The organism is Micromonospora sp. NPDC005553, from assembly GCF_042871765.1.
Lineage (GTDB): Bacteria > Actinomycetota > Actinomycetes > Mycobacteriales > Micromonosporaceae > Micromonospora.
Genome location: NZ_JBIAJD010000009.1, coordinates 1 through 22,321, shown reverse-complemented (window position 1 = coordinate 22,321; position 22,321 = coordinate 1). Strand labels below are relative to the sequence as shown.

Sequence of the window (22,321 nt, the reverse complement as noted above, 5' to 3'; positions counted from 1 at the left end):
GGTGTCTGACCGCTTCGTCTACCACTGCACCCTGCGCTGGTCCGACCTGGACGCGTACGGCCATGTCAACAACTCGCGCTTCCTCACCCTGTACGAGGAGGCGCGGGTGGCGTTGATGTTCGCCGGCGGCCGGGCCTGGGGCGTCGGCTCGTTCGCCGATGGGGTGGTGATCCGCCGGCACGAGGTCGACTACCTGCGCCCGGTCGACTACGCGCTCGGCCGGGCCACCGCGGAGGCTGCCCCCACAGTGCGGATCGAGCTGTGGGTGGAGGAGATCCGGGCCTCCCGGTTCACCGTCGCCTACGAGCTGTACGACGGTGAGGTGCTGGCCAGCCGGGCCCGCTCGGTGCTGGTGCCGTTCGACCTGACCCGCCAGGTGCCCCGGCGGATCACCCCGGAGGAGCGGGACTTCCTGCTCACGTACGCGCCACAGGGCGGGGTGGCGTGACCCGGCCCGGCACCGCCGAGCCGGGTCGGACGGCGGCGCCCACCCACGGTGTCGAAGGGGTGGCGGACGCGGGGGCCTTCCTGGCCCGGCTGGTCCGGTTGGATCCGGTCGCACCGGTCCGGCTGCGGCCGGCCGGCGCACCGGGCCGGATCGCCCTGTGGGCCCGGCTGCCGTGGCAGGTCCTGGTGGTCCGCACGGTTGCCGGCGGGCCGGCCGACGGCGTCGCGGAGGACGTCACTGTGGCAGCCGCGGAGCTGCTCGCCGAACTGGATCGGAGCGGCGCGACCCTGCCGACCCGCCGGGACGCCCAGTGGCGGTGGCCGCTGCCGCCGACGCGGAGCCGCCAGGTGGAGGCGCTGCCCGTTGCCGACCTGCGACGAATCGCCGACGCGGCGGCGGGCACCCTGCGGACGGCGAGCGAGCAGGGTGTGGCGGGCCGTGCCGTGGGCCAGCGGGCCTTGCGTGACGCGTTGCTCGACCACGTGGCGGTGTTGATCACCCCGGACGGGACGCCCGATGGGACGCCTGCCGCGCCGGTCGAGGTGCCGCAGCGGCTGGTGCAGGGGGTGGTGCGGATGGGCTTCCTCGGTGCCGTCCAAGGCTCGGCGGCCGGCGAGGGTGGGGACGCCGTTCAGGTGCGGGTGGCCGGTCGTTGGGTGGGCCTGGTGGGACCACACGGAGCGGCGTGGTTGCAGAAGGCCACGGATCTTGCCGTGACACCCCTGAGCGCTCGTCCGAACGGATGACCCCGGATCATTCTTCTGGTCAGGGGCGGTCGTTGGGGGGGTGCTTCAACCCGGCTGTCCGGGTACCGTCCATCCTCGGATCCAACGCACCGTAGGCGACTGGATCCGCTGGGGAGTGAGGTGCGCGAGCGATGCCGTGGTGGTCATGGCGCCCCGGTCCCGCCGACGGCGGCGAACCGGAAACCCGAAGCGGGATCACAGTCGATAGCGCGGTCCGGATCGGGCCGCCCAGTCCTCGCCAGCCGGGGGACGACTGCCCGTCCAACGAGCGGCCCGTGCTGACCGATACGCCCGCCACCGTCGAGCCGGTGAGTCTGCGCCGGGTCTGTGACGCACTCGATCTTCTCGACGTGCGTTACCTGGCCGACGGCGACGGCAACCTGCTGGCGATGTGGGAGCGGCACGCGGTGCTGGTCACCCTCGAAGGGCCGGAGGACGAGATCCTGGTCATGCGGGCACGCCCGCACGCCACGGTCCCGCCGGACTGGGCCGACCGGGCATACCGGGTGGTCAACGAGTGGAACCACACCCGCCGGTTCTGCAAGGCGTACATCGGTGACCCGACCGAGCGCGGTCAGCTACCGATCTACGCCGAGCTTCAGGTGCCCCTGGGTGCCGGCACTCACGACGCGCTCCTGGTCGAGATGCTCGACTGCGGCGCGGCGGTCGCCACCAGCTTCGTGGACTGGCTGCACGACGAGGGCGCGCTGCTCTGAGGCCGCTCCGGGTGCTCCGGGTCAGCCGCCGTTGGCCGGGTCGTCCTCGACGTTGACCATGAAGTACGCGGCCCGCTCCAGGTAGTCCCAGAGGGTGGCGGCGATCTCCGGCTCAAGGTCGAGCCGGTCCACGGCGCGGCGCATGTTGCGCAGCCAGGCGTCCCGTTCGGCCGCTCCGATCCGGAACGGCGCGTGGCGCATCCGCAGCCGAGGGTGCCCCCGCTGAGCGGAGTACGTGTTCGGCCCGCCCCAGTACTGCATGAGGAACAGGGTCATCCGGTCCGCGGCCGGGCCCAGGTCCTCCTCCGGGTACATGGGTCGCAGCAGGGGGTCGGTGGCGATCCCGGCGTAGAACTCGTCGACCAGCTTGCGGAAGGTGGGTTCGCCGCCGACCGCTTCGAAGAGGGTCATCGACGCACCGGGACGGTCGGATTCACCTGCGGAAGTCACAGTTCCATCCTGCCAGGTGCGTCCGGTGCCGACCCGACCCGCACGGCGTGCGTCGGATCACGCCGGGTCGACAAGCCCGAATGTCGGCACCCCGGCCTGCCCGGGCGAAGGTCGGTTCGACGGGTCAGGTGACAGCGTGCCGGCGCTGGCCGTCACCGGTATGCGGGTTGGGCCTGCCTTCCACCGGGCGGTCGCCGGCTGGGTCTCCGAGGCCGGGGGATGGCGGAGCGGCGTTGGCCAACGAGGCGGCAGTGATCGCGTCGTCCACCGTCTCCCGGTCCGGCCACCGCAGCGTGGCCACCGTCATCAGCACCACCCCGGCTGCGCTCCAGACCCCCACCACGACAGGAATGGGGAACCGTTCGGCGAGCATCCCGGTGACCAGTACCGCGAAGCCCTGGATGACCTGTATGCCGGTGGCCATCACCCCGAAGGCGCGGGCTCGGAAGCCGTTGGGCAGCGCCTGGACGAACAACCCGTTGGCCATCGGCATCATGCCGGCGACCGCGAACCCGCAGAGCGCGGCGAGCAGTGCCACCACCAGCGGCGGGGGGTCGAGCAGCACCGGTACGAGCATCAACGGGGCGAGCACCGCGAGCGGCCGCATCAGCTTCAGCCGGCGAGCCGGACCGAACAGGCGACTCACCAGCAACCCACCGAGGATGAAGCCGATCGGGTTGGCCACCATGATCGCTGCCTGTGCGGTGCCCGCGCTCAGCGCACCACGTCCCTCGTCGTTGGCCCAGGCCGCGGCCAGACCCTCGGGAACGATCGAGAAGAGCATCGAGCTGAACACCAGCACCGCGATGGCCCGCAGCACCGGTGTGCGGAACACGATGCCGAACCCCTGCCGAGTCTCACGCAGCAGGTGGCTGCGGTGCTCCGGGTTCATCATCGCCGGATGGTGGCGCACGCCGAGGCGAACCAGCAGCGCCGAGAGACCGAACGTGACCGCGTTGAACAGCAGCGCCGCCTCCGGGTCGACAGCGGCGACAGCGGCGCCGAAGACGTACCCGACGACCTGGGCGGCCTGCCCGACACTGCCGTTGAGCGACAGCCCCAGCACCAGCCGGTCCCCGGTGAGCAACTGCGGGATCAGCGCGGACTTCGCCGCCTGGCTCGGCGGGTTCGCAAGCGTGGCGGCGAAGATGAGCACCAGCACCGCCTGGTACGGCAGGCTCGGAATGGCGATGACCAGCATCAGCGCCATCCGGATGAGGTCGCAGGCCACCATCACCCGTCGGAACGGGTACCGCTCCGCGAGTGCGGCGAGCACTGGACCGCCGAGCAGCCAGGGCAGGAAGCTGACCGCGAAGGCAGCCGCGGAGAGCGCGACGGACCGGGTCTGCTGATAGACGAGCAGGGTGACGGCGGCCTTCGCGACGTAGTCGCCGACCCAGGAGAGAGCACCAGCCACGAACACGGCCCGGAACTCGTGCTGGCCGAAGACGTCGCGGAATGTGGCGGGGCCTTCCGCGGAAGGTCGCTCGTCAGGCACCGTCGCCTCCATCGGCCCCGGCTCGGCCGCTCGTGGCAGCCCGGTCGGAAGCGCTCGTCAGATCTACGGATCAGCGAGGTTGTGATCACGCTTCGGTGGGAACGCGTGCTCCGGATTCTGCCCGATCGTCTGACAACTAGCTAGGTCGAACGGGTCGTTCGTCGCCTCCCCGACTGAACGAACGGACGATACCCGAGGGGCCGGCCGGCTCGCGACCCCTGAATTGCCGGACAATGAGGGCGGTGTCAGGTGGCGCCACCCTGACCGGTCTCGCCCTCGGACAACGGCCGGGTCGACAGACCGGGATAGATGCGGGCCGCAGCGATCTGCGCGGTGATCCCCGAATTCTCCAGCGCCTCGGCGAGACGCCGACGCAGTTCCCGGCCCACCGCGAACTGCCCGTCAGCGGTCGTCTTCACCACTGTGCGGATGACAGCGCCGTCCACAGTCACCTGCTCGACACCCAGCACCTCGGGCGCCTCCACGATCTCCGGCGACAGCTCCGGGTCCATGGCGACCGAGGCGGCCGCGGTCCGTAGCACCGCCGTCGCCTCCTCGGTGCTGTTGAAGCCGATCGGCAGGTCCACCACCACGAGCGCCCAACCCTGGCTCTTGTTACCCACCCGGATGATCTCGCCGTTGCGGATGTACCAGAGCACGCCGCGGCCGTCGCGCACCGTGGTGACCCGCAGGCCGACCGACTCGACCACGCCCATCGCCTCGCCCAGGTCGACGTTGTCACCCACTCCGTACTGGTCCTCGATCAGCATGAAGAGGCCGGCGATCAGGTCCTTCACCAGGCTCTGCGCACCGAAGCCCAGCGCCACACCGGCGATCCCCGCGCTGGCCAGCAGCGGGGCCAGGTCGAAGCTGAACTCCCGCAGGATCATGAGCAGCGCGATGCCGAAGACGAACGCGGTGGTCAGGCTGCGTAGCACCGACCCGATCGCCTCGGCCCGCTGCCTCCGTCGCTCGGGCACGAACTCGGCCGGGTCGACCGCGGCGGTGGGTACGCGCTCGCGCAGCGGCCGTAGCATCGTCGGCACCGCGCCGTTGGTGGTCGTCCGAACCAACCGGTTGATCGTCCGGTGCAGCGCCCAGCGGGCCACCATCGCCAGGGCCAGGATCAGCAGCACCCGAAGCGGTTTGAGCAGGATCCAGTAGCTTCCCTCGGCGAACCAGGACGACCCGGTGATCCGGTAGATCCACTCGCAGGAGGTGCTGCCCTGGCAGCTCACCGAGACGGCGTCGGACAGGGCTAGGGGCGTCACGCTGGCGGCACTCACTATGTCTTCGTACCGCAAGGAGTCCGAGCGTCCGCCGCCGACCCACCGGCCGGCGGACCGGCGTGGCGAGCACGGCGAGAAAGAGGTGGAGCGTGCGCGTCGACCCGACAGGGGCTGTTCGCGCTCTTCTCGGCTGCGATCGGCTACCGCCTGTTGGTGCGGTGACACCCCGGCGCGGCGCACCGACGAAACCGGGTTGGGGTGCCAGTCGTGTGGAGCAACCCGGCCGAAGCGGTGGGTTCGGCATCTATCGCGTCCCGGCGTGGGTGATCCGCTTACCAGAACGGAGATTAGTACGTGCAATCCGGGGTCCGATCAGGGACTATTGGCGCAACGGACGTCGGTGATCGGCCCGGCGTCGACCGTGTGGGCCCTTGTGCCCGGCCCCGGTCGACGGCGGTCCGCAGCAGCCGCTGAACCGGGAGGGTGAGCGCGATGCCTGACATACGACCCACGGTGGGCTCCGGCGCGTTGGTCCTCAACGCCACCTACGAGCCGCTGTGTGTCGTGTCGGTGCGCCGCGCCGCGATCCTTGTCCTCTCCGCCAAGGCGGTCTGCGTCGCCGACGGCGACGGCATCCTGCACAGCGCCCGGGACGCGCTGCCGGTGCCGTCCGTGGTCCGGCTGACGCGCTTCGTCCGGGTGCCGTACCGGACGCATGTCGGGCTGTCCCGCCGGGCGATCTTCGCCCGGGACGGGTGGCGGTGCGCCTACTGCCGGGGCCCGGCAGAGACCATCGACCACGTCTTTCCGCGTAGCCGCGGTGGCCGGCACGCCTGGGAGAACGTGGTCGCCGCGTGTGCCCGGTGCAACCACACGAAGGGCGACAAGACCCCGGCCGAGATGGGCTGGCGGTTACACGCGTTGCCGGCCGCCCCGAAGGGCACCGCCTGGCGGGTGCTGGGCCACCGCGCCCCCGACCCCCGCTGGGCCGACTGGCTGGACCTGCGGGAGCCCGAGGCAGCCGCCTGACTCCGGTCGGTCGCGCTACCCGGCGGTCCGCCGCGCCGCCCGCTCGCGGCGACGCACGGCACGGTCGTGCGCGATCGTCAGCAGCCGGTCCACCTCGGGCAGCAGTTGCGGACCGGGCATGACGATGCTGGCGAAGCCGTACCGGGCGTAGCCCGGGTGCGGTACGAGCGTGTCCAGTCGGGCGAAGTCGAACTCGTGCCGGTGCTCCTCGAATGCCTTTGGCGGAAAGCCGAACAGGCGCTCGAACTCGGCCCGGCCCAGGTCCAGGTTGAGGCGGAAGACGCCGGGGCGGTCAAGCTGTGCGGCCTCGTCGAAGCCGGGCACGTCATGCTCGACGATGGTGGCGAACGGCTGGCGGCGGTCCGGGCCGACGAAGAAGAACCGGTCGCCCCAGGCCGCCTCGGGGGACCCGTTCTCGTCGCTCGCCACGAGCTGCTCGACGTCGGGCAGTGCGGCGATCCGATCGGCGAGCACGGCCGTGTCGACACCGGTAGGGACGTGCAGGACCGCGTCGGCGTGGTCGATGGTGGCCCGGTCCAGCGGGAAGTAGCGGTAGTCGTGCGTTCGCTGCTCGGCCGCTTCGATGTCGGACGTCGGCAGGTACCGGGGAAGGCTGCTCTCCTGCTGGAGTCGGCCCTCGTAGGTGTCGGCGGCTGGCGGCCCGATGCCGAGTGCCGGGCTCGCGCCGAGGCTGCCGGCGATCACGGCGTACCGGTCGCCCAGCAACGACGCGATGATCGCGCCAGCGCCGGCCCATGACACCTGCGTGTCGGCCAGCGTCATGGTGCTCGGGTGGCGCTGAAGGTGCGTGTTGTGCGCGAAGACCAGTGTCGGCCCGCGGTGTGCCTCGACCGATCGGATCGCGAGCAGGTTCTCGGCCATCAGCGCGTCCCGGACTCCGGCCAGGCGGGCGAAGCGTTCCTCCTGAGCCAGTGGTGCGGCGGCCGCGGCGTGGTAACGCAGCAACGCGACAGCGGCCGTGGCGTGCACGAACGCCGTCTGCCACCCCGCCGACCTCCACGGCGCCCGCAGGTACAGCTCGGTCAGCAGGTCGTCGGCGAGCACCCGCAATCGCTGGGCGTCGGTCGAGCGCCCGACCGATCGGCCCGGTTCCCAGATCGCGGCCGTGTCACTCCACCGTCCCTCGTCCCCGATCAGGTCGTCGATCTCGGTGGCCCGGTCCAGGTCGAGGAACTGGCAGACCTGGGTGAGGTGACGGCGCGGGCTCGGGGCGCTCTCCAACTCGACCGGAGCGTCGAAGCCGTGGAATGTCAGGCGTTCGGCGACGGGCCGCCCGGCGTTCCACTCCCGCATCCGCAGCAGGAGGTCACGGTTGGCCGGGGCTGCCCCGAACCCGTGGCTGAACCCTGCGGCGAGCGCCTGGTCGAGCGTCACGGCCGCGACGCCCTGCACGAACTCGTCGGCGATCAGCCCGGCCGTCCGGTCGCTCTCCAGGGCGATCGAGCGGTAGCCGTTCTCGGCCAGCGACAGAAAGGCCTCGTTACGGAGCTGGAGGAAGGCGGACTCACCGTGCGTCGGCTCGCCGAGAGCGAGCAGGTCCGGGGTAACCGCCAGCAGGTCGAGAAAAGGTGGCATTCCATGAACCGTATCGTTGAACCAGCGGTTGAGACTCATGAGCAGTGGAGCGCGGTGACAGCCACAAAACCCTCAAACCCGGGGGTACGCCGACCGGTCGACCTCGCGCGCGCTCACGGTCTCTCCGCGCAGGCCGTGCGCAACTACGAACGAGACGGCGTCCTGCCTCCGGCCCGGCGCACGCCGAACGGCTACCGTCGCTTCACCGAACTGCACGTCAAGGCGCTGTGCGCCTACCTTGCGTTGATCCCGGGCCACGGCTACGCGGCCAGCGGCGAGATCATGCGGGCCATCAATCGGGGCGAGATCGACGCGGCGTTGCGCACCATCGACCAGGGGCATGCGCTGCTCCAGCGCGATCGGGAGACCCTGGACGCGGTCGAGGCGGCGGTGTTGACGCTCACTGGAACGAGACCGCAACCGCAGAGCCAGAAAGCCGTGCCGATCAGCGTGCTGGCTCACCGGCTCGGTCTGCAGGCGGCCACACTGCGCAAATGGGAGCGGGCCGGGGTGCTGCGACCGGCACGTGATCCGGTGACCCACTACCGGCTCTACCTTCCCGACGACGTCCGGGACGCCGAACTGGCCCACCTGTTGCGCCGCGGTGGCTACCGGCTCGACCACATCGCGGGCGTGCTGCGTCGAGTACGCGAGGCTGGCGGTGCGGAGCCGCTCGCCGCCTCGCTGCGTCAGTGGCGGCAACGGCTCACCGAGCGAGGCCGGGCCATGCTCACCGGGGCCGCCCGGCTCGCCGAGTACGTCGACGCCGGTCAACCGCCTGAACGCTCCTTGACCAGCGAGGCGAAGACCACCACGTTGTCCGCGTAGCCGGTCTCGCCGCCGACCCACTGGCCGCCGTCTTTCACTACGTGGTGAACGGACTCGGAATGTAGAACATTTAGTTCTACACTATCTCTATGGAGCGCATCGGGGTTCGAGAGCTGAACCAGAACACGAGTCAGGTGCTGGCTCGGGTGAGGGGCGGGGAGACGGTCGAGATCACCGATCGCGGGCACCCGATCGCCCGACTGGTTCCGGTCAGTGACGACAGGTCGGTGCTGGCCAAGCTTGTCGCGGCGGGGCGGGCTGTCGCTCCAACCGGCGGCGGTCCTGTTCCGCTTCCGCCCAAGCTCGGTGCTGAGGACGTGGACGCTGCTGCCGCCCTCGCCGAGATGCGCGACGAGGAGCGCTGGTGATCTATCTTGACTCCGCTGCGGTCGTCAAGCTTGTTCGTCAGGAGGCGTACAGCGCCGACCTCGTCGCCTGGCTCAACGGCTACGGTGACGTCCCGCTGGTTTCCTCAGCCCTCGTCGAGGTTGAAGTGCCCAGAGCGTTGCGCCGATCAGCCCCGCAAGCGTTGATCGGCGTTCCGGCGGCCGTCGGGCGTCTCTTCCGGCTGGAGATCGACGGCACTGTCCGTGCGACCGCAGCCGCGTTCGCCGAGCCCACGCTACGCAGCCTCGACGCCATCCACCTTGCCACGGCCCAGGTTCTGACAAACGAGTCCGGAGCGGCGCTCATCGCATTCGTCAGTTATGACCGGCGACTGCTCGAGTGCGCCAAGGCCGCAGGGTTGCCCGTGGCAAGCCCAGGGCAGAACTGACCCCCGTGCCGATCTGCCCGACCTCACCCTGAACGCTCCTTGACCAGCGAGGCGAAGACCACCACGTTGTCCGCGTAGCCGGTCTCGCCGCCGACCCACTGGCCGCCGCAGGTGATCAGTCGGAGGCTCGGGCGGCTGAAGTCGCCGTACACCTCGTCCACCGGCAGTCGGCCCTTGTCGAACTTCTCCACCGAGTTGACCTCGAAGACCGCCACGCGCTGGTCGGTGCGGGTGACCTCGATCTCGTCACCGGAGCGCAGCTCGCGGAGCTTGTGGAAGACCGCCGGCCCGCTGGTGGTGTCGACGTGCCCGACGATCACGGCTGGACCGTACTGGCCCGGGGTGGGCCCCTGGTCGTACCAGCCGGCCTCCTGGGCGCGGGCAGCGTCCGGCACGGCGATCGTGCCGTCCGGGGCGATACCCACGTCGTGTACGGGCGCCCGTACGTCGATCTTGTCGATGACGAGGCTGGTCGGGTCGGCGGCCGGCAGCACCGGGAACTTCTTCGGCGGCGGTCGCAGCCCGGCGCTGAGCCGATCCGGCAGCAGGCTCATCCCGGTCACCTGCTCGACGCCGAGCATCGCCACGATCAGCACCATCAACGCGGCGATGGCCAGCACCGGCAACCCGGGGCTCGTAACGAACCGGTGGCGGGCCGACGAGGGCCCGGCCGGAGGTCGCGGCGGTAGCGGACGGGCGGCCGGATCGGTGGTGGTGACGCTTGCCGAAACGGCCTGCCCGGCGACCCGTCGCAGCCGTCCGGAGACGCGGGCCACCAGCCGGCCGGACGCGCGCAGCGCCGGCCCGGCCCGGAGGCGGGCGCGGCGGTCCGGCCGCGCCCGCGCGGATCTGCGGGTCATGGGTGATCCGGCTCAGGAGCCGGCTCCCGGTCGACGTCGGCCGCCGGCCATCCCGAGCACGATCGCGGTGGCCACCAACGCCACGCCACCGAACACCAGCAGCGAGCCGGTGCCGCGACCGCCGGCCATCCCACCACCACCGGTCGCCGGGCCCTTGCTGGGTGAGGCCATGTTCAGCACGGTCAGCGTGGTCGACGACGTCTGTCCGTTTTCACACCGCAGGTCGACCGGGTACTGATCGGCCGGTTTGTCGCGTGGAACAGTGGCCTGCGCGGTGAGGAAGCCCTTGTCGGGTCTCAGCGTCACGGACCCGAACGCGTCGGAGTGCACGCTGGACTGCCTGTTGTTGTTGTCGTTGTCGCAGCTCGCCTTGATGCTGACCCGGCTGCCGGCCTGGACGCTGTTGGGTGTCACCTCGACGAAGACGTTCTCGCCGGCTCGCGCCGGTGCGACCGACAACAGGACGAACGCCCCGACCAGTCCCACCAGTGTCAGTGCGGACGAGAGCGCGCGGTTGATCGTGCGGACTGCCTGCATGATTTCCCCCCAACCGGCGACGACCGCCGGAACCCTCCCCTGGGCACGCGCGCTGCTTTCCCCGCACCCCGAAGCCAAACCCGCCCGGCCCTCGCCCTCACCCGACCGCCCCAACCCGCGATCTTGCACTTTCTGCACCGACGAATGCCCGCACAAAGAACATAAAGGCAGCAGAAACTGCAAGATCGACGCAGGGGAGGGCGGGGGGAGGGCGTGGTGGGGTCAGCGGGGCGGGAGGGGGAGGGGGAGGGGTGTGACGGGGTGCCAGTTCAGGGGGGAGGAGAGGACCATCGTGCTCGACGGTTGGCCGTACGGGGCGAGCCGGTCGATGACCCCCTCGAACGCGCCGATCGAGCCGGCCGCCACCTTCAGCACGCTGCACGCGTCCCCGGTGATCCGGTGGATCTCCAGGATCTCCGGCCAGTCGGCCACCGCCGGGTCGTGCAGGATGCACCGCGCGCCGTAGCAGGACATCCGGATCAGCGCGACCACTGTGCGGCCGGCGCGGCTCAGGTCGACGTGGGCGTGGTAGCCGGTGATGATCCCGGCCTCCTCCAGCCGGCGAACCCGCTCCGCTACTGACGGTGGCGACAGGTGCACCCGCCGGGACAATTCGCTGAAGGAGAGCCGCGCGTCGGCCTGCAACTCGCGCAGCAGCGCCCAGTCCATGTCGTCCACGCTCAGACCTTACTTTCGTGAACCGACTTCGCCTAGTTGCCTTTGGTTTGCCAGGAGAAGCCGGCGGAAGCCGTTGATTCGGCATTCCGCAGGCCGATCCGACCGCGAGATCATGACGTCGGCTAGTCCGGGGGAGGGAGAAGAGATGGTGGATCAGACGGAGCGGCGGGCGCCGAACCGCCGCGCCACGGTGCGACCGGTGACCCCTGGGCAGCGTGTCGCGCAGGCGGAGCGCACCGGTGGCGAACCGACGCTGGAGTTCGCCGACATGGTGCCGTACGACGCGTATGTGCAGGCCAGCGCTCTGCACAAGATGCAGCACCCGCTCAGCAGCGACCCGGGCGAGATGTCCTTCCTGATGGTCAGCCAGATCATGGAGCTGTACTTCGGGCTGACCTGCCACGAGCTGCGCGAGACCCAGCGGCTGATCCACGCCGACCAGATCTGGGAGGCGTTGGCCCCGCTGGGCCGAGCCAAACTGCACCTGGAGGGGCTCAACGCCGCCTGGCAGGGCCTGCGCTGGATGAGCCCGGCCGATTTCAACCGGTTCCGCAATCTGCTCGGTGAGGCCTCCGGCTTCCAGTCGGCGATGTACCGGCAGTTGGAGTTCCTGCTCGGGCTGCGCGACCCGACGCTGATCCGCCCGTTCCGCCGGCAGGCCGAGGTGCATGCCGAGCTGAGCGCTGCGCTGACCACCCCGAGCATCTGGGACGACGTGCTCGCGTTGCTCGCCCGGCGCGGCTTCGACCTCCCCGCCGACCTGCTCGACCGGGACGTGGCCGTCGAACACGACCCGCACCCGTTGGTGGAGGCGGCCTGGGTGCGAATCTACGACGACGCCAGCCCCGACAATCACCTGCGGCTGCTCGGCGAGGCGCTGAGCGCTGTCGCCGAGGAGTTCGGCGACTGGCGCTGGAACCACGTCAAGGCGGTGCAGCGGACGATGGGCGCCAAGGTCGGCAGCGGAGGCTCCGCCGGCCTGGCGTGGTTGCAGCGCAGCATGGCCCGGGTGGTCTTCCCGGAGCTATGGTCGGCCCGCACCGCGATGTGACCGGAGAGCGAGACATGCAAACCCCAGAACAAGAAGCGCATCGCCGTGACGAGGCCGACCCCGGTCACCGGCACCTGTTCCACGTGCCGCCGGCCGACGGCGGCGACCACCCCGAGTCGGCGTACCTGGCCGGCAACTCGCTCGGCCTGCAACCTCGGGCCACCCGAGACGAACTCCTGGCCGACCTGGACGCGTGGGGGCGGCTCGGCGTGGAGGGGCACCTGGAGGCGGAGCGCCCCTGGCTGCCGTACCACGAGCTGTTGACCGGGCCGGCCGCGCGACTGGTCGGCGCCCGGCCCGCGGAGGCCGTGGTGATGAACTCGCTCACCGTCAACCTGCACCTGCTGATGGTGAGTTTCTACCGACCGGCCGGCGCGCGCACCCGCATCGTCATCGAGGACGCTGCTTTCCCCTCGGACAGCTACGCCGTGCGCAGCCAGGCCCGGTTCCACGGCCTGGACCCGGACGACACAGTGGTCCGGTTGCGTCCGCGCGCGGGTGAGGACGCCCTGCGTACCGAGGACGTGACCGACTACCTGGCCGCCGAGGGCGACCGGGTGGCGCTGCTGCTGCTCGGCGGGGTCAACTACCTCACCGGTGAGCTGCTGGACATCCCCGCGATCACGGCTGCCGGCCGGGCCGCCGGTGCGGTTGTCGGTTGGGACCTGGCCCACGCGGTCGGCAACGTGCCGCTGGCCCTGCACGACTGGGACGTCGACTTCGCCGCGTGGTGCTCCTACAAGTACCTGAACTCCGGCCCGGGTGCCCTCGCTGGCGTCTTCGTGCACGAGCGTCACCTCGGCGACGAGAACCTCCAGCGGTTCGAGGGGTGGTGGAGCACAGCGGCGGCCACCCGGTTCGAGATGACGCCGGTGTCCCGACCACCGGCCACTGTGGAGGCCTGGCAGATCTCCAACCCGCCGATCTTCGCGATGGGCCCGGTGCGTACCTCGCTGGAGCTGTTCGACGAGGTGGGGATGACCGCGCTGCGCGCGCGCAGCCAGCGCCTCACCGGCTGGCTGGAGTCACTGCTCGCCGAGGTGACCGTCGGCCGGCCGCTGCGGGTGGTCACCCCGCGTGACCCGGCCCGCCGAGGCTGCCAGCTCTCCGTGCGCATCGGGTCGGGCAGCGCCGCCGAGCTGACCAAACGCCTACGGTACGAACACGGGGTCATCGCCGACGCCCGCGAACCCGACGTCGTGCGGTTCGCCCCGGTGCCGCTGTACTCCACGTACCTCGACTGCTGGCGGGCCGCCGCGGCGCTCGCCGCAACGGTGGGGGCGACCTCTGTGAGCGCGAGGAGTGAGCCGGGGTCGCGAGCCCCGCAGTCGCGAACGAAAGGCGGCTCAGCATGACCGCGCGGCGTGACGAGATCGCGATCATCGGTGCCGGGCTGGCCGGCTGTCTGGCTGCCTGCTTCCTGGCCCGGCGCGGCTACCCGGTGGCCCTCTACGAGCGCCGCTCCGACCCGCGTGCCGGCACCGCCGAACGCGGTCGCTCGATCAACCTGGCGCTCTCCGAGCGCGGCCTGGACGCCCTGCGCCGCATCGGGCTGGCCGAGCAGGTGATGGCCGACGCGCTGCCGATGCGCGGTCGGATGATCCACCCGGTCGAGGGCGAGCAGCAGTTCCAGTCGTACAGCGCGGCCGGCGACCGGGCGATCAACTCGATCAGCCGGGGCGCGTTGAACAACGCCCTGCTGGACGAGGCCGCCGCGCTGCCGGGCGTGCGGGTCGTCTTCGACCACCGGCTGGTCGGGCTCGACCCGACCGACGGCGCCCTGAGCTTCGAGACCCCGCAGGGCACGGTCGCGGCGAAGGCGTCGGTCGTGCTGGGCGCCGACGGCGCCGGCTCCGCGGTGCGTGGGCAACTGCTGGCGTACGGGCTGCTGAACGAGAGCGTGGACTTCCTCGACTACGGCTACAAGGAGCTGACGATTCCGCCGCTGGGCGGAGACTTCGCCCTGGACCCGGACGCGCTTCACATCTGGCCGCGCGGCACCTCGATGATGATCGCGCTGCCGAACCCGGACCGCTCCTTCACCTGCACGCTGTTCTGGCCCAACGACGGTGCCGGCAGCTTCGCCTCGCTGACCAGCCCGGCGGAGATCGAACGGCACTTCACCGAGCACTACCCGGACGTGGTCCCGCTGGCCCCGAACCTGGTCGACGACTACCAGCACAACCCGGTGGGCGTGCTCGGCACCGTGCGCTGCACCCCGTGGCAGGTCAGCGGAAAGGTCGGCCTGCTCGGCGACGCGGCGCACGCCATAGTGCCGTTCTACGGTCAGGGCGCCAACTGCGCCTTCGAGGACGTGGTGGAGCTGGACCGCTGCCTGGACGAGTGCGCCGACGACTGGTTGGCGGCGCTGCCGCTGTTCCAGCGGCGCCGGCAGGAGAACGCCGAGGCCATCGCGGCGATGGCGCTGACCAACTTCGTGGAGATGCGGGACAAGGTCGCCTCCCCTGTCTTTCAGACCCGACGGCGGGTGGAGCACGCACTGGAACGGGCACTGCCCGGCCGGTACGTTTCCCAGTACGAGCTGGTGTCGTTCTCCACCACCCCGTACGCGGAGGTGCGCCGCCGGGTGCGCCAACAGCACCTGGTGCTCGGGGCGGTCGTCGGCGGTGCCGCGCTGCTGCTGGTCGGCGCGATCGGCGCGGCACTGGGCCGAGGGAGGCGCGCATGACCGGCAACTGGGATCCGCGGCTGATGGCCGGCCACGCGCCGAGTGGTCCGCAGCGGTTGCGTAACTTCGTCGCCGGTGAGTTCGTCGACGGCGGGAACACGTTCGCCAAGGCCAGCCCGGTCACCGGGGAGCAGGTCTTCGAGGTGGACGAGGCATCCCAGTCGACAGTGGACGATGCGGTGGCCGCCGCCCGGGCGGCGCTGCGGGGGCCGTGGGGCCGGATGGGGGAGCGCGAGCGCGCCGAGGTGCTGCGCCGCGTCGCCGACGAGCTGGAGCGCCGCTTCGACGACCTGGTCACCGCCGAGGTCGCCGACACCGGCAAATCCATCGCCCAGGCCCGCACCCTGGACATCCCGCGCGGCGCCGCGAACTTCCGCGCGTTCGCGGAGATCGTGGCGACCGCCCCCACCGAGTCGTTCACCACAGTCACCCCGACCGGCGGACGGGCACTCAACTACGCGCTGCGCAAGCCGGTCGGCGTGGTCGCGGTCATCGTGCCGTGGAACCTGCCGTTGCTGCTGCTCACCTGGAAGGTGGCTCCGGCGCTGGCCTGCGGCAACGCCGTCGTGGTCAAGCCCAGCGAGGAGACTCCCGCCTCGGCGACGGTGCTCGCCGAGGTGATGGCCGCCGCTGGCGTACCGGCCGGTGTGTTCAACCTGGTGCACGGCTTCGGGCCGGACTCGGCGGGCGAGTTCCTCACCCGCCACCCGGGCGTCGACGCGATCACCTTCACCGGCGAGTCGGCCACCGGCGGCGCGATCATGCGGGCCGCCGCCGATGGGGTGAAGGCGGTGAGCTTCGAACTCGGCGGCAAGAACGCCGGCCTGGTTTTCGCCGACGCCGACCTGGACGCCGCGGTGGCCGGCTCGGTGCGGTCCAGCTTCACCAACGGTGGTCAGGTGTGCCTCTGCACCGAGCGCATCTACGTGCAGCGGCCAGTCTTCGAGGAGTTCACCGCCCGACTGGCGAAGCGGGCGGGCGAGCTGGCGTACGGCTGGCCGACCGATGAGGCGACCGCCACCATGCCGCTGATCTCCCACCAGCACCGGGCGAAGGTGCTCGGGGCGTACGAGCTGGCCAGGTCCGAGGGCGCCGAGGTGCTCACCGGCGGCGGTACGCCCACCTTCGGCGACACCCGCGACGGCGGGTCGTACGCGCAGCCGACGGTGCTCACCGGGCTCGGCCCGGACGCCCGCACCAACCGCGAGGAGATCTTCGGCCCGGTGGTGCACGTCGCGCCGTTCGACACCGAGGACGAGGCGTACGCCCTCGCCAACGGCACCGAGTACGGCCTGGCGGCGACCGTGTGGACCCGGGACGTGGGCGTCGCGCACCGGGCCGGCGCCCGGCTCGACGCCGGCATCGTCTGGGTCAACACCTGGTTCCTGCGGGACCTGCGTACCCCGTTCGGCGGGGTGAAGGCGTCCGGGATCGGTCGCGAGGGCGGCGTGCACTCGCTGAACTTCTACTCCGAACTCACGAACGTCTGCGTGGACCTGTCGTGAGCCGTAGCGAGGGAGCGGGCATGGAAGCTGACATCGAGGCCGCCAACCGGGAGCTGGCCGACGCCCGCAGCACCGGTAAGCCGTGCGCGCCGCTTCGGGGCCGGCTGCTGCCGGAGGGCGACGTCGAGGCCGCGTACCGCGTGCAGCAACTCCAGGCGCGGGCCTGGCAGGGCCGCGGCGAACGCCGGGTCGGCGCGAAGATCGGGCTGACCTCCCGGGCGGTGCAGGAGACCTTCGGGGTGTTCCAACCGGACTTCGGCATGCTGACCGACGCCATGGCGGTCGGCGACGGGGTCGAGGTGCCCATCGACCGACTGCTCCAGCCTCGGGTCGAGGCGGAGATCGCGTTCGTTCTCGACAAGGATCTCCCGAACCCGCAGCTCACCACCGTCGACCTGATCCGCGCGGTCGACCACGTGTTGCCGGCGATCGAGATCGTCGACTCCCGGATCGCCGCCTGGGACATCTCCATCGTGGACACCATCGCCGACAACGCCTCCAGCGGGCTCTTCGTGCTCGGCACCACGCCGCGCCGGCTCGCCGACGTGGACCTGCGACTGTGCGGGATGGTGCTTGAGCACGCCGGCGAGCCGGTCTCGGTGGGTGCGGGCGCCGCCTGCCTGGGCAACCCGCTGCACGCCCTGCTGTGGCTGGCTGGCACCCTCGCCCGCGCCGGTGACCCGCTGCGTGCCGGGGACGTGGTGCTCTCCGGGGCGCTCGGCCCGATGGTGCCGGTCACCCCCGGCGCCGCGTACGAGGCCCGGATCTCCGGGCTGGGTTCGGTGCGCACCTGCTTCAGCAAGGAGACCTCCGCGTGACCACCGGTATAGCGGTGCTTGGTTCCGGGAACATCGGCACCGACCTGATGATCAAGGTGTTGCGGCTGAGCGACAGCCTGCGCATGGTGGCGATGGCTGGCATCGACCCGGCCTCCGACGGCCTGGCGCGTGCTCGTCGGCTCGGCGTCGCCACCACCGCCGACGGCGTGGACGGGCTCGTCGCGCTGCCCGAGTTCGCCGACGTCGAGTTGGTGTTCGACGCCACCTCGGCCGGCGCGCACCGACGCCACGACGAGGTGCTGCGCGCCCTCGGCCGCACCGTGGTCGACCTGACCCCGGCCGCGATCGGCCCGTACGTGGTGCCGCCGGTCAACCTCGACGAGCACCTGCATCAGCCCAACGTGAACATGGTGACCTGTGGCGGACAGGCGACAGTGCCGATCGTCGCCGCGGTACGCCGGGTCACCCCGGTGGCGTACGGGGAGATCGTCGCCTCGATCGCGTCGAAGTCCGCGGGGCCGGGAACCCGGGCCAACATCGACGAGTTCACCGAGACCACGGCCCGCGCCATCGAGGTGGTGGGCGGTGCCGAGCGGGGCAAGGCGATCATCGTGCTGAACCCGGCGGACCCGCCGCTGCTGATGCGGGACACCGTCTACTGCCTCTGCCCGGACGCCGACGCGGACACCGACGCCATCGCCGCCTCGGTGGCGGACATGGTGGCGACAGTGCAGGAGTACGTCCCCGGTTACCGGCTCAAGCAGGACGTGCAGTTCGACCGGGTCGAGGCGTACCTGCCGACGCTCGGGCGGCGGCTCACCGCTCTTCAGGTGTCGGTCTTCCTGGAGGTCTCCGGCGCCGGGCACTACCTGCCCGCGTACGCCGGGAACCTGGACATCATGACCTCCGCCGCGCTGCGCACCGCGGAGCGGCTGGTCGCCCTGCGTTCCTCGGAGGTGGCCGCGCCATGACCGACCTTTACATCCAGGACGTGACGCTGCGCGACGGCATGCACGCCATCGCCCACCAGTACACAGTCGACCAGGTACGCACCATCGCCGCCGCGCTGGACGCCGCCGGGGTGGCCGCCATCGAGGTGGCGCACGGTGACGGGCTCGCCGGTTCCAGCGTCAACTACGGCCACGGCGCGGCCAGTGATGCCGAGTGGATCTCCGCCGCCGCCGAGGTGCTGACCACGGCGAAGCTGACCACGCTGCTGCTGCCCGGGATCGGCACCATCGCCGACCTGAAGGCGGCGAAGGCGCTCGGGGTGACCAGCGTGCGCATCGCCACCCACTGCACGGAGGCGGACATCTCCGCCCAGCACATCTCGTGGGCCCGGGAGAACGGCATGGACGTCGCCGGGTTCCTGATGATGTCGCACATGAACGATGCGGCCGGGTTGGCCGGGCAGGCCAAGCTGATGGAGTCGTACGGGGCGCACTGCGTCTACGTCACCGACTCCGGCGGTCGGCTGCTGATGTCCGACGTGGCGCAGCGGGTCGACGCGTACCGGCAGGTCCTCGCCCCGGAGACGCAGATCGGCATCCACGCGCACCACAACCTGTCACTCGGGGTGGCCAACAGCGTGCTCGCCGTCGAGCACGGTCGGGTCACCGGGTCCGCGCCGGTCGGCCCCGACGCGGTGCACGGTCGGACGGTCCGGGTGGACGCCTCCCTCGCCGGCATGGGCGCGGGCGCCGGCAACGCGCCGCTGGAGGTCTTCGTCGCGGTCGCCGAGCTGCACGGCTGGAAGCACGGCTGTGACGTGTTCGCGCTGATGGACGCGGCCGACGACATCGTCCGCCCGTTGCAGGACCGGCCAGTCCAGGTGGACCGGGAGACGCTCTCCCTGGGGTACGCGGGTGTCTACTCCAGCTTCCTGCGGCACGCCGAGCGGGCCTCCGCGAAGTACGGCGTGGACGTCCGGTCGATCCTGGTCGAGCTGGGCCGCCGCCGGATGGTCGGCGGCCAGGAGGACATGATCGTGGACGTGGCCCTCGACCTGTCCGACAAGGAGCAGTCGCGAACGGAAGGTGGCACAGCATGATCGGCGTGGACATCGTCGGGATCGCCGAGAAGCTGGGCACGGCGGCTGACACGGCCACCGCCATCCCGCAACTCGCCGCCGAGACCGGCCTCGACGTGGACACCGCGTATGCCGTGCAGGCCGCGTTGCTGCAACGCCGGCTGAACGCCGGTGAGCGGTTGGTCGGGTTGAAGATGGGGCTGACCAGCAGGGCGAAGATGGCCCAGGTCGGCGTGGACGAGGTGATCTGGGGGCGGCTCACCAACGCGATGCGGGTGCCCGACGGCGGTGCCGTGGACCCGGCCGCGTACATCCATCCCCGGGTCGAGCCGGAGGTGGCCTTCCTGCTGGACCGGCTGCCCGAGCCGGGCGAGCCGGTCGGCGACTTCGCCACGGCGGTCCGCGCGGTAGCCCCGGCCATCGAATTGATCGACTCCCGGTACGCGGACTTCCGTTTCTCGTTGCCCGACGTGGTCGCTGACAACACCTCGGCCGCCGCCTTCGTGGTCGGGCCGTGGTCGCCGGTGCCGGCGGGGCTGGACAACCTGGGCGTGCTGCTGGAGGTCGACGGGCGGGTGGCGCAGGTCGGTTCGACGGCGGCGATCCTCGGTGATCCGCGCCGGGCGCTCGACGAGGGCATCCGGTTGGCGGGCCGGCACGGGGTGCGGCTGGAGTCCGGCTGGGTCTTCCTGGCCGGTGCCGCCACCGCCGCTGTTCCGTTGCGTCCCGGCGCCCACGTCCGCGCCGTCGTCGAGAAGCTCGGCACGGCCTCGCTGCGGGCGTCGTCGTGACCGCCCGGGTGGTGGCCGGGAACGCCGTCCCGCGGGGGGCTTTTCCGCACGTCAAGGTCGCCGGTGGCTTCGTCTTCGTCTCCGGTACGTCGTCGCGGCGCGCGGACAACACCTTCGCCGGCGTCGAGGTGGACGGGTTCGGCACCACCAACCTCGACATCCGGGTGCAGACGCGGGCCGTCATCGAGAACGTGCGGGATCTGCTGCGTTCGGTCGGCGCGGACCTCGACGACCTCGTCCAGGTGACCTCTTATCTGGTCAACATGAACGACTTCGGTGGTTACAACGAGGTGTGGGCCGAGTTCTTCGACGCCTCCGGACCGACCCGTACGACGGTGGCGGTACACCAGTTGCCGCACCCGCACCTGCTGATCGAAATCCAGGCCGTGGCCCTTCTTCCCTCGGGAGGTCAGTCGTGAGTGAGATCGCCGAGCCGTTCAGCTTTCCGGGCTGGATCGCCGACAACCAGCACCTGTTGAAGCCCCCGGTGGGCAACAAGGAGATGTTCCCCGGCGGGGACGACTTCATCGTGATGGTGGTGGGTGGGCCCAACCAGCGCACCGATTTCCACGTGGACCCGTACGAGGAGTTCTTCTACCAGGTCAAGGGCAACATGCACATCAACCTGATCACCCCGGAAGGGCCGCGCACCGTGCACGTGCGCGAGGGGCAGATGTGGATGTTGCCGCGAAACACCCCGCATTCGCCGCAGCGGCCGGAAGCCGGCTCGATCGGCATGGTCGTGGAGCGGGTCCGTGAGGAGGGCACCCTGGAGACGTTCCAGTGGTACTGCCCGGAGTGCGGCGACAAGGTGCACGAGGTCGAGTTGCAGGTCCGCGACATCGCCGCCGATCTGCCGCCGGTGTTCCAGGCGTTCTACGCCGACGAGTCGGCGCGTACCTGTGCCAACTGCGGCACCCTGCACCCGGGCAAGGGCTGATGCCCGCAGGCGTGGTGGACGTGCACACGCACGTCGTACCGAAGGGTTGGCCGGACCTCGGCGCGGCGTGCGGCGGGTCCGACTGGCCGTGGTTGCGGGTCGACTCCGAGCGCGCCGCCATGATCATGGTGGGGGAGACGGAGTTCCGCCCGGTCGGCGCGGAGTGCTGGGACGCGTCGCGCCGACTGGCCGACATGGACGACGACGGCGTGGCCGTGCAGGTGGTCTCGCCCACCCCGGTCTTCTTCAGCTACGACCGCCCGGCCGACCAGGCGGTGAAGGTCGCCCGGATCTTCAACGACCTGACCCTGGAGGTCACCGCGGCCGGGGGTGACCGGCTGGTGCCGTTCTGCCAGGTGCCGCTCCAGGACCCGGACGCCGCCTGCGCCGAGCTGGACCGCAGCCTCGCCGCCGGGCACGTGGGCGTGGAGATCGGCAACCACGTCGGCGACCGGGACCTGGACGACTCCGGTGTGGTCACCTTCCTCCAGCACTGCGCCGAGGTGGGCGCACCCGTCTTCGTCCACCCGTGGGACATGCCGGGCGGGCCACGACTGGACCGTTGGATGGCCCGCTGGCTCACCGGGATGCCCGCCGAGACGCACCTGTCGGTGCTGGCGATGATCCTCGGCGGTGTCTTCGACCGGGTGCCCGAGACGCTGCGGATCTGTTTCGCGCACGGCGGCGGCAGTTTCCCGTTCTGGCTCGGCCGCGCCGACAACGCCTGGCACCGCCGTGGCGACCTGGTCCGGGGCGCGTCCGCCGGCCCGCCCAGCAGCTACCTCGACCGGTTCAGCGTCGACTCGGTGGTCTTCGCGCCGCCCGCCCTGCGGCTGCTGGTCGACACCCTGGGGGAGGATCGGGTGCTGGTCGGCAGCGACTACCCGTACCCGCTGGGTGAACGGCCGGCCGGCGCGGTGGTTCACGCGGCCGACTTCCTCAGCGAGGACCAACGCGACAAGCTCCTGTCCACCAACGCCCTGCGCTTCCTGCACGGCTGAGCGCGGCTCACGTCGCCGGCATGCGCAGATCTTGGACACTTTCCGTTCGAGCGTGACTATTCAGTCCCATGACATCTGTCAGTGGTGAAGTCCCGATACATGTGTCAGTTGGTAGGGATCTTGGGTCTGCCGGTGGATGGTGCCTG

Annotated in this window: 24 protein-coding genes and 1 pseudogene; 18 read left to right on the top strand and 7 right to left on the bottom strand. The window is 70.9% G+C overall.

The window, feature by feature from the left end; genetic code table 11:
* Position 1: 1 nt before the first annotated feature.
* From ACFYPG_RS29855 to ACFYPG_RS29845, 3 genes are all read left to right on the top strand, one after another.
* Complete coding sequence (locus tag ACFYPG_RS29855; RefSeq protein WP_141910847.1) at positions 2–448, top strand: thioesterase family protein; 447 nt, start codon at positions 2–4, stop codon at positions 446–448.
* Entirely contained in the window at positions 445–1,194 is a 750-nt protein-coding gene (locus ACFYPG_RS29850) for a hypothetical protein (RefSeq protein WP_387354577.1), read from the top strand. The genes ACFYPG_RS29855 and ACFYPG_RS29850 overlap by 4 nt, the downstream gene beginning before the upstream one ends.
* Before the next feature lie 131 nt (positions 1,195–1,325).
* Positions 1,326–1,910 carry a YbjN domain-containing protein gene (locus ACFYPG_RS29845; protein WP_355008914.1) on the top strand — a complete coding sequence of 195 codons (585 nt, stop codon included), beginning with the start codon at positions 1,326–1,328 and terminating at the stop codon, positions 1,908–1,910.
* A gap of 21 nt (positions 1,911–1,931) precedes the next feature.
* Here ACFYPG_RS29845 and ACFYPG_RS29840 read toward each other — a convergent pair whose 3' ends face one another.
* The 3 genes from ACFYPG_RS29840 to ACFYPG_RS29830 all read right to left on the bottom strand — a co-directional run bounded on the left by ACFYPG_RS29840 (position 1,932) and on the right by ACFYPG_RS29830 (position 5,162).
* A complete protein-coding gene (locus tag ACFYPG_RS29840; protein WP_387354576.1) occupies positions 1,932–2,360 on the bottom strand; it encodes a globin in 429 nt (142 codons plus the stop codon).
* Positions 2,361–2,484: 124 nt separating this feature from the next.
* Positions 2,485–3,870 (bottom strand): MFS transporter, encoded by a 1,386-nt coding sequence (locus ACFYPG_RS29835; RefSeq protein ID WP_355008912.1) that lies wholly within the window; start codon positions 3,868–3,870, stop codon positions 2,485–2,487.
* Positions 3,871–4,103: 233 nt separating this feature from the next.
* The gene (locus tag ACFYPG_RS29830; RefSeq protein ID WP_387354575.1) at positions 4,104–5,162 is read right to left on the bottom strand and encodes a mechanosensitive ion channel family protein; all 1,059 of its coding nucleotides are present in this window, start codon (positions 5,160–5,162) and stop codon (positions 4,104–4,106) included.
* Positions 5,163–5,579: 417 nt separating this feature from the next.
* On the opposite strand from ACFYPG_RS29830, the gene ACFYPG_RS29825 reads away from it, so the two are divergent.
* On the top strand, positions 5,580–6,116 hold the full coding sequence (locus tag ACFYPG_RS29825; protein ID WP_030333470.1) for an HNH endonuclease: 537 nt from the start codon (positions 5,580–5,582) through the stop codon (positions 6,114–6,116).
* 15 nt (positions 6,117–6,131) lie between these two features.
* Here ACFYPG_RS29825 and ACFYPG_RS29820 read toward each other — a convergent pair whose 3' ends face one another.
* On the bottom strand, positions 6,132–7,712 hold the full coding sequence (locus tag ACFYPG_RS29820; protein WP_387354574.1) for a DUF6194 family protein: 1,581 nt from the start codon (positions 7,710–7,712) through the stop codon (positions 6,132–6,134).
* A gap of 3 nt (positions 7,713–7,715) precedes the next feature.
* Here ACFYPG_RS29820 and ACFYPG_RS29815 point away from each other — a divergent pair, with 3 nt between their 5' ends.
* The 3 genes from ACFYPG_RS29815 to ACFYPG_RS29805 all read left to right on the top strand — a co-directional run bounded on the left by ACFYPG_RS29815 (position 7,716) and on the right by ACFYPG_RS29805 (position 9,315).
* Positions 7,716–8,540 carry a MerR family transcriptional regulator gene (locus tag ACFYPG_RS29815; RefSeq protein WP_387354573.1) on the top strand — a complete coding sequence of 275 codons (825 nt, stop codon included), beginning with the start codon at positions 7,716–7,718 and terminating at the stop codon, positions 8,538–8,540.
* 89 nt (positions 8,541–8,629) lie between these two features.
* On the top strand, positions 8,630–8,908 hold the full coding sequence (locus tag ACFYPG_RS29810; protein WP_355008909.1) for a type II toxin-antitoxin system prevent-host-death family antitoxin: 279 nt from the start codon (positions 8,630–8,632) through the stop codon (positions 8,906–8,908).
* Positions 8,905–9,315, top strand: coding sequence for a type II toxin-antitoxin system VapC family toxin (locus tag ACFYPG_RS29805; protein ID WP_355008908.1), 411 nt, complete (start codon positions 8,905–8,907; stop codon positions 9,313–9,315). Before ACFYPG_RS29810 ends, ACFYPG_RS29805 begins: the two co-directional genes overlap by 4 nt.
* 23 nt (positions 9,316–9,338) lie before the next feature.
* Here the strand turns inward: ACFYPG_RS29805 and ACFYPG_RS29800 are convergent, their stop codons facing one another.
* The 3 genes from ACFYPG_RS29800 to ACFYPG_RS29790 all read right to left on the bottom strand — a co-directional run bounded on the left by ACFYPG_RS29800 (position 9,339) and on the right by ACFYPG_RS29790 (position 11,390).
* The gene (locus tag ACFYPG_RS29800) at positions 9,339–10,112 is read right to left on the bottom strand and encodes a class F sortase (protein ID WP_355009002.1); all 774 of its coding nucleotides are present in this window, start codon (positions 10,110–10,112) and stop codon (positions 9,339–9,341) included.
* A 75-nt stretch (positions 10,113–10,187) separates the two neighbouring features.
* The gene (locus tag ACFYPG_RS29795) at positions 10,188–10,712 is read right to left on the bottom strand and encodes a hypothetical protein (RefSeq protein ID WP_355008907.1); all 525 of its coding nucleotides are present in this window, start codon (positions 10,710–10,712) and stop codon (positions 10,188–10,190) included.
* 222 nt (positions 10,713–10,934) lie between these two features.
* Positions 10,935–11,390 carry an Lrp/AsnC family transcriptional regulator gene (locus ACFYPG_RS29790; RefSeq protein WP_387354572.1) on the bottom strand — a complete coding sequence of 152 codons (456 nt, stop codon included), beginning with the start codon at positions 11,388–11,390 and terminating at the stop codon, positions 10,935–10,937.
* A 148-nt stretch (positions 11,391–11,538) separates the two neighbouring features.
* On the opposite strand from ACFYPG_RS29790, the gene ACFYPG_RS29785 reads away from it, so the two are divergent.
* The 11 genes and pseudogenes from ACFYPG_RS29785 (at position 11,539) to ACFYPG_RS29735 (ending at position 22,175) form a co-directional block, all read left to right on the top strand.
* Positions 11,539–12,441 (top strand): tryptophan 2,3-dioxygenase family protein, encoded by a 903-nt coding sequence (locus tag ACFYPG_RS29785; RefSeq protein ID WP_355009001.1) that lies wholly within the window; start codon positions 11,539–11,541, stop codon positions 12,439–12,441.
* Positions 12,417–13,718, top strand: a pseudogene (kynU, locus tag ACFYPG_RS29780) (kynureninase); the annotation flags it as partial. The gene ACFYPG_RS29785 and the pseudogene kynU, both read left to right, overlap by 25 nt.
* A gap of 74 nt (positions 13,719–13,792) precedes the next feature.
* On the top strand, positions 13,793–15,130 hold the full coding sequence (locus ACFYPG_RS29775; RefSeq protein ID WP_387354571.1) for an FAD-dependent oxidoreductase: 1,338 nt from the start codon (positions 13,793–13,795) through the stop codon (positions 15,128–15,130).
* Positions 15,131–15,153: 23 nt separating this feature from the next.
* Positions 15,154–16,635, top strand: coding sequence for a 2-hydroxymuconic semialdehyde dehydrogenase (locus ACFYPG_RS29770; RefSeq protein ID WP_387354628.1), 1,482 nt, complete (start codon positions 15,154–15,156; stop codon positions 16,633–16,635).
* A gap of 20 nt (positions 16,636–16,655) precedes the next feature.
* Positions 16,656–17,453, top strand: a complete 798-nt coding sequence (locus tag ACFYPG_RS29765) for a 2-keto-4-pentenoate hydratase (protein ID WP_387354570.1) — start codon at positions 16,656–16,658, stop codon at positions 17,451–17,453.
* Positions 17,450–18,385 carry an acetaldehyde dehydrogenase (acetylating) gene (locus ACFYPG_RS29760; protein ID WP_355008903.1) on the top strand — a complete coding sequence of 312 codons (936 nt, stop codon included), beginning with the start codon at positions 17,450–17,452 and terminating at the stop codon, positions 18,383–18,385. Before ACFYPG_RS29765 ends, ACFYPG_RS29760 begins: the two co-directional genes overlap by 4 nt.
* The gene (gene dmpG / locus ACFYPG_RS29755; protein WP_387354569.1) at positions 18,382–19,464 is read left to right on the top strand and encodes a 4-hydroxy-2-oxovalerate aldolase; all 1,083 of its coding nucleotides are present in this window, start codon (positions 18,382–18,384) and stop codon (positions 19,462–19,464) included. Before ACFYPG_RS29760 ends, dmpG begins: the two co-directional genes overlap by 4 nt.
* Positions 19,461–20,234, top strand: a complete 774-nt coding sequence (locus ACFYPG_RS29750; protein WP_355008901.1) for a fumarylacetoacetate hydrolase family protein — start codon at positions 19,461–19,463, stop codon at positions 20,232–20,234. Before dmpG ends, ACFYPG_RS29750 begins: the two co-directional genes overlap by 4 nt.
* Positions 20,231–20,653, top strand: coding sequence for a RidA family protein (locus tag ACFYPG_RS29745; RefSeq protein ID WP_355008900.1), 423 nt, complete (start codon positions 20,231–20,233; stop codon positions 20,651–20,653). The genes ACFYPG_RS29750 and ACFYPG_RS29745 overlap by 4 nt, the downstream gene beginning before the upstream one ends.
* On the top strand, positions 20,650–21,174 hold the full coding sequence (locus ACFYPG_RS29740; RefSeq protein WP_355008899.1) for a 3-hydroxyanthranilate 3,4-dioxygenase: 525 nt from the start codon (positions 20,650–20,652) through the stop codon (positions 21,172–21,174). The genes ACFYPG_RS29745 and ACFYPG_RS29740 overlap by 4 nt, the downstream gene beginning before the upstream one ends.
* Entirely contained in the window at positions 21,174–22,175 is a 1,002-nt protein-coding gene (locus ACFYPG_RS29735; RefSeq protein WP_355008898.1) for an amidohydrolase family protein, read from the top strand. The genes ACFYPG_RS29740 and ACFYPG_RS29735 overlap by 1 nt, the downstream gene beginning before the upstream one ends.
* Positions 22,176–22,321: the final 146 nt, after the last annotated feature.

What these genes read in the sequence shown, in the direction of transcription:
- ACFYPG_RS29735 (WP_355008898.1), top strand. Translation starts at nt 21,174, where the DNA reads ATGCCCGCAGGCGTGGTGGACGTGCACACGCACGTCGTACCGAAGGGT.
- ACFYPG_RS29835 (WP_355008912.1), bottom strand. Translation starts at nt 3,870, where the DNA reads ATGGAGGCGACGGTGCCTGACGAGCGACCTTCCGCGGAAGGCCCCGCC.
- ACFYPG_RS29795 (WP_355008907.1), bottom strand. Translation starts at nt 10,712, where the DNA reads ATGCAGGCAGTCCGCACGATCAACCGCGCGCTCTCGTCCGCACTGACA.
- ACFYPG_RS29815 (WP_387354573.1), top strand. Translation starts at nt 7,716, where the DNA reads ATGAACCGTATCGTTGAACCAGCGGTTGAGACTCATGAGCAGTGGAGC.
- ACFYPG_RS29750 (WP_355008901.1), top strand. Translation starts at nt 19,461, where the DNA reads ATGATCGGCGTGGACATCGTCGGGATCGCCGAGAAGCTGGGCACGGCG.
- ACFYPG_RS29770 (WP_387354628.1), top strand. Translation starts at nt 15,154, where the DNA reads ATGGCCGGCCACGCGCCGAGTGGTCCGCAGCGGTTGCGTAACTTCGTC.
- dmpG (WP_387354569.1), top strand. Translation starts at nt 18,382, where the DNA reads ATGACCGACCTTTACATCCAGGACGTGACGCTGCGCGACGGCATGCAC.
- ACFYPG_RS29765 (WP_387354570.1), top strand. Translation starts at nt 16,656, where the DNA reads ATGGAAGCTGACATCGAGGCCGCCAACCGGGAGCTGGCCGACGCCCGC.
- ACFYPG_RS29775 (WP_387354571.1), top strand. Translation starts at nt 13,793, where the DNA reads ATGACCGCGCGGCGTGACGAGATCGCGATCATCGGTGCCGGGCTGGCC.
- ACFYPG_RS29820 (WP_387354574.1), bottom strand. Translation starts at nt 7,712, where the DNA reads ATGCCACCTTTTCTCGACCTGCTGGCGGTTACCCCGGACCTGCTCGCT.
- ACFYPG_RS29825 (WP_030333470.1), top strand. Translation starts at nt 5,580, where the DNA reads ATGCCTGACATACGACCCACGGTGGGCTCCGGCGCGTTGGTCCTCAAC.
- ACFYPG_RS29810 (WP_355008909.1), top strand. Translation starts at nt 8,630, where the DNA reads ATGGAGCGCATCGGGGTTCGAGAGCTGAACCAGAACACGAGTCAGGTG.
- ACFYPG_RS29845 (WP_355008914.1), top strand. Translation starts at nt 1,326, where the DNA reads ATGCCGTGGTGGTCATGGCGCCCCGGTCCCGCCGACGGCGGCGAACCG.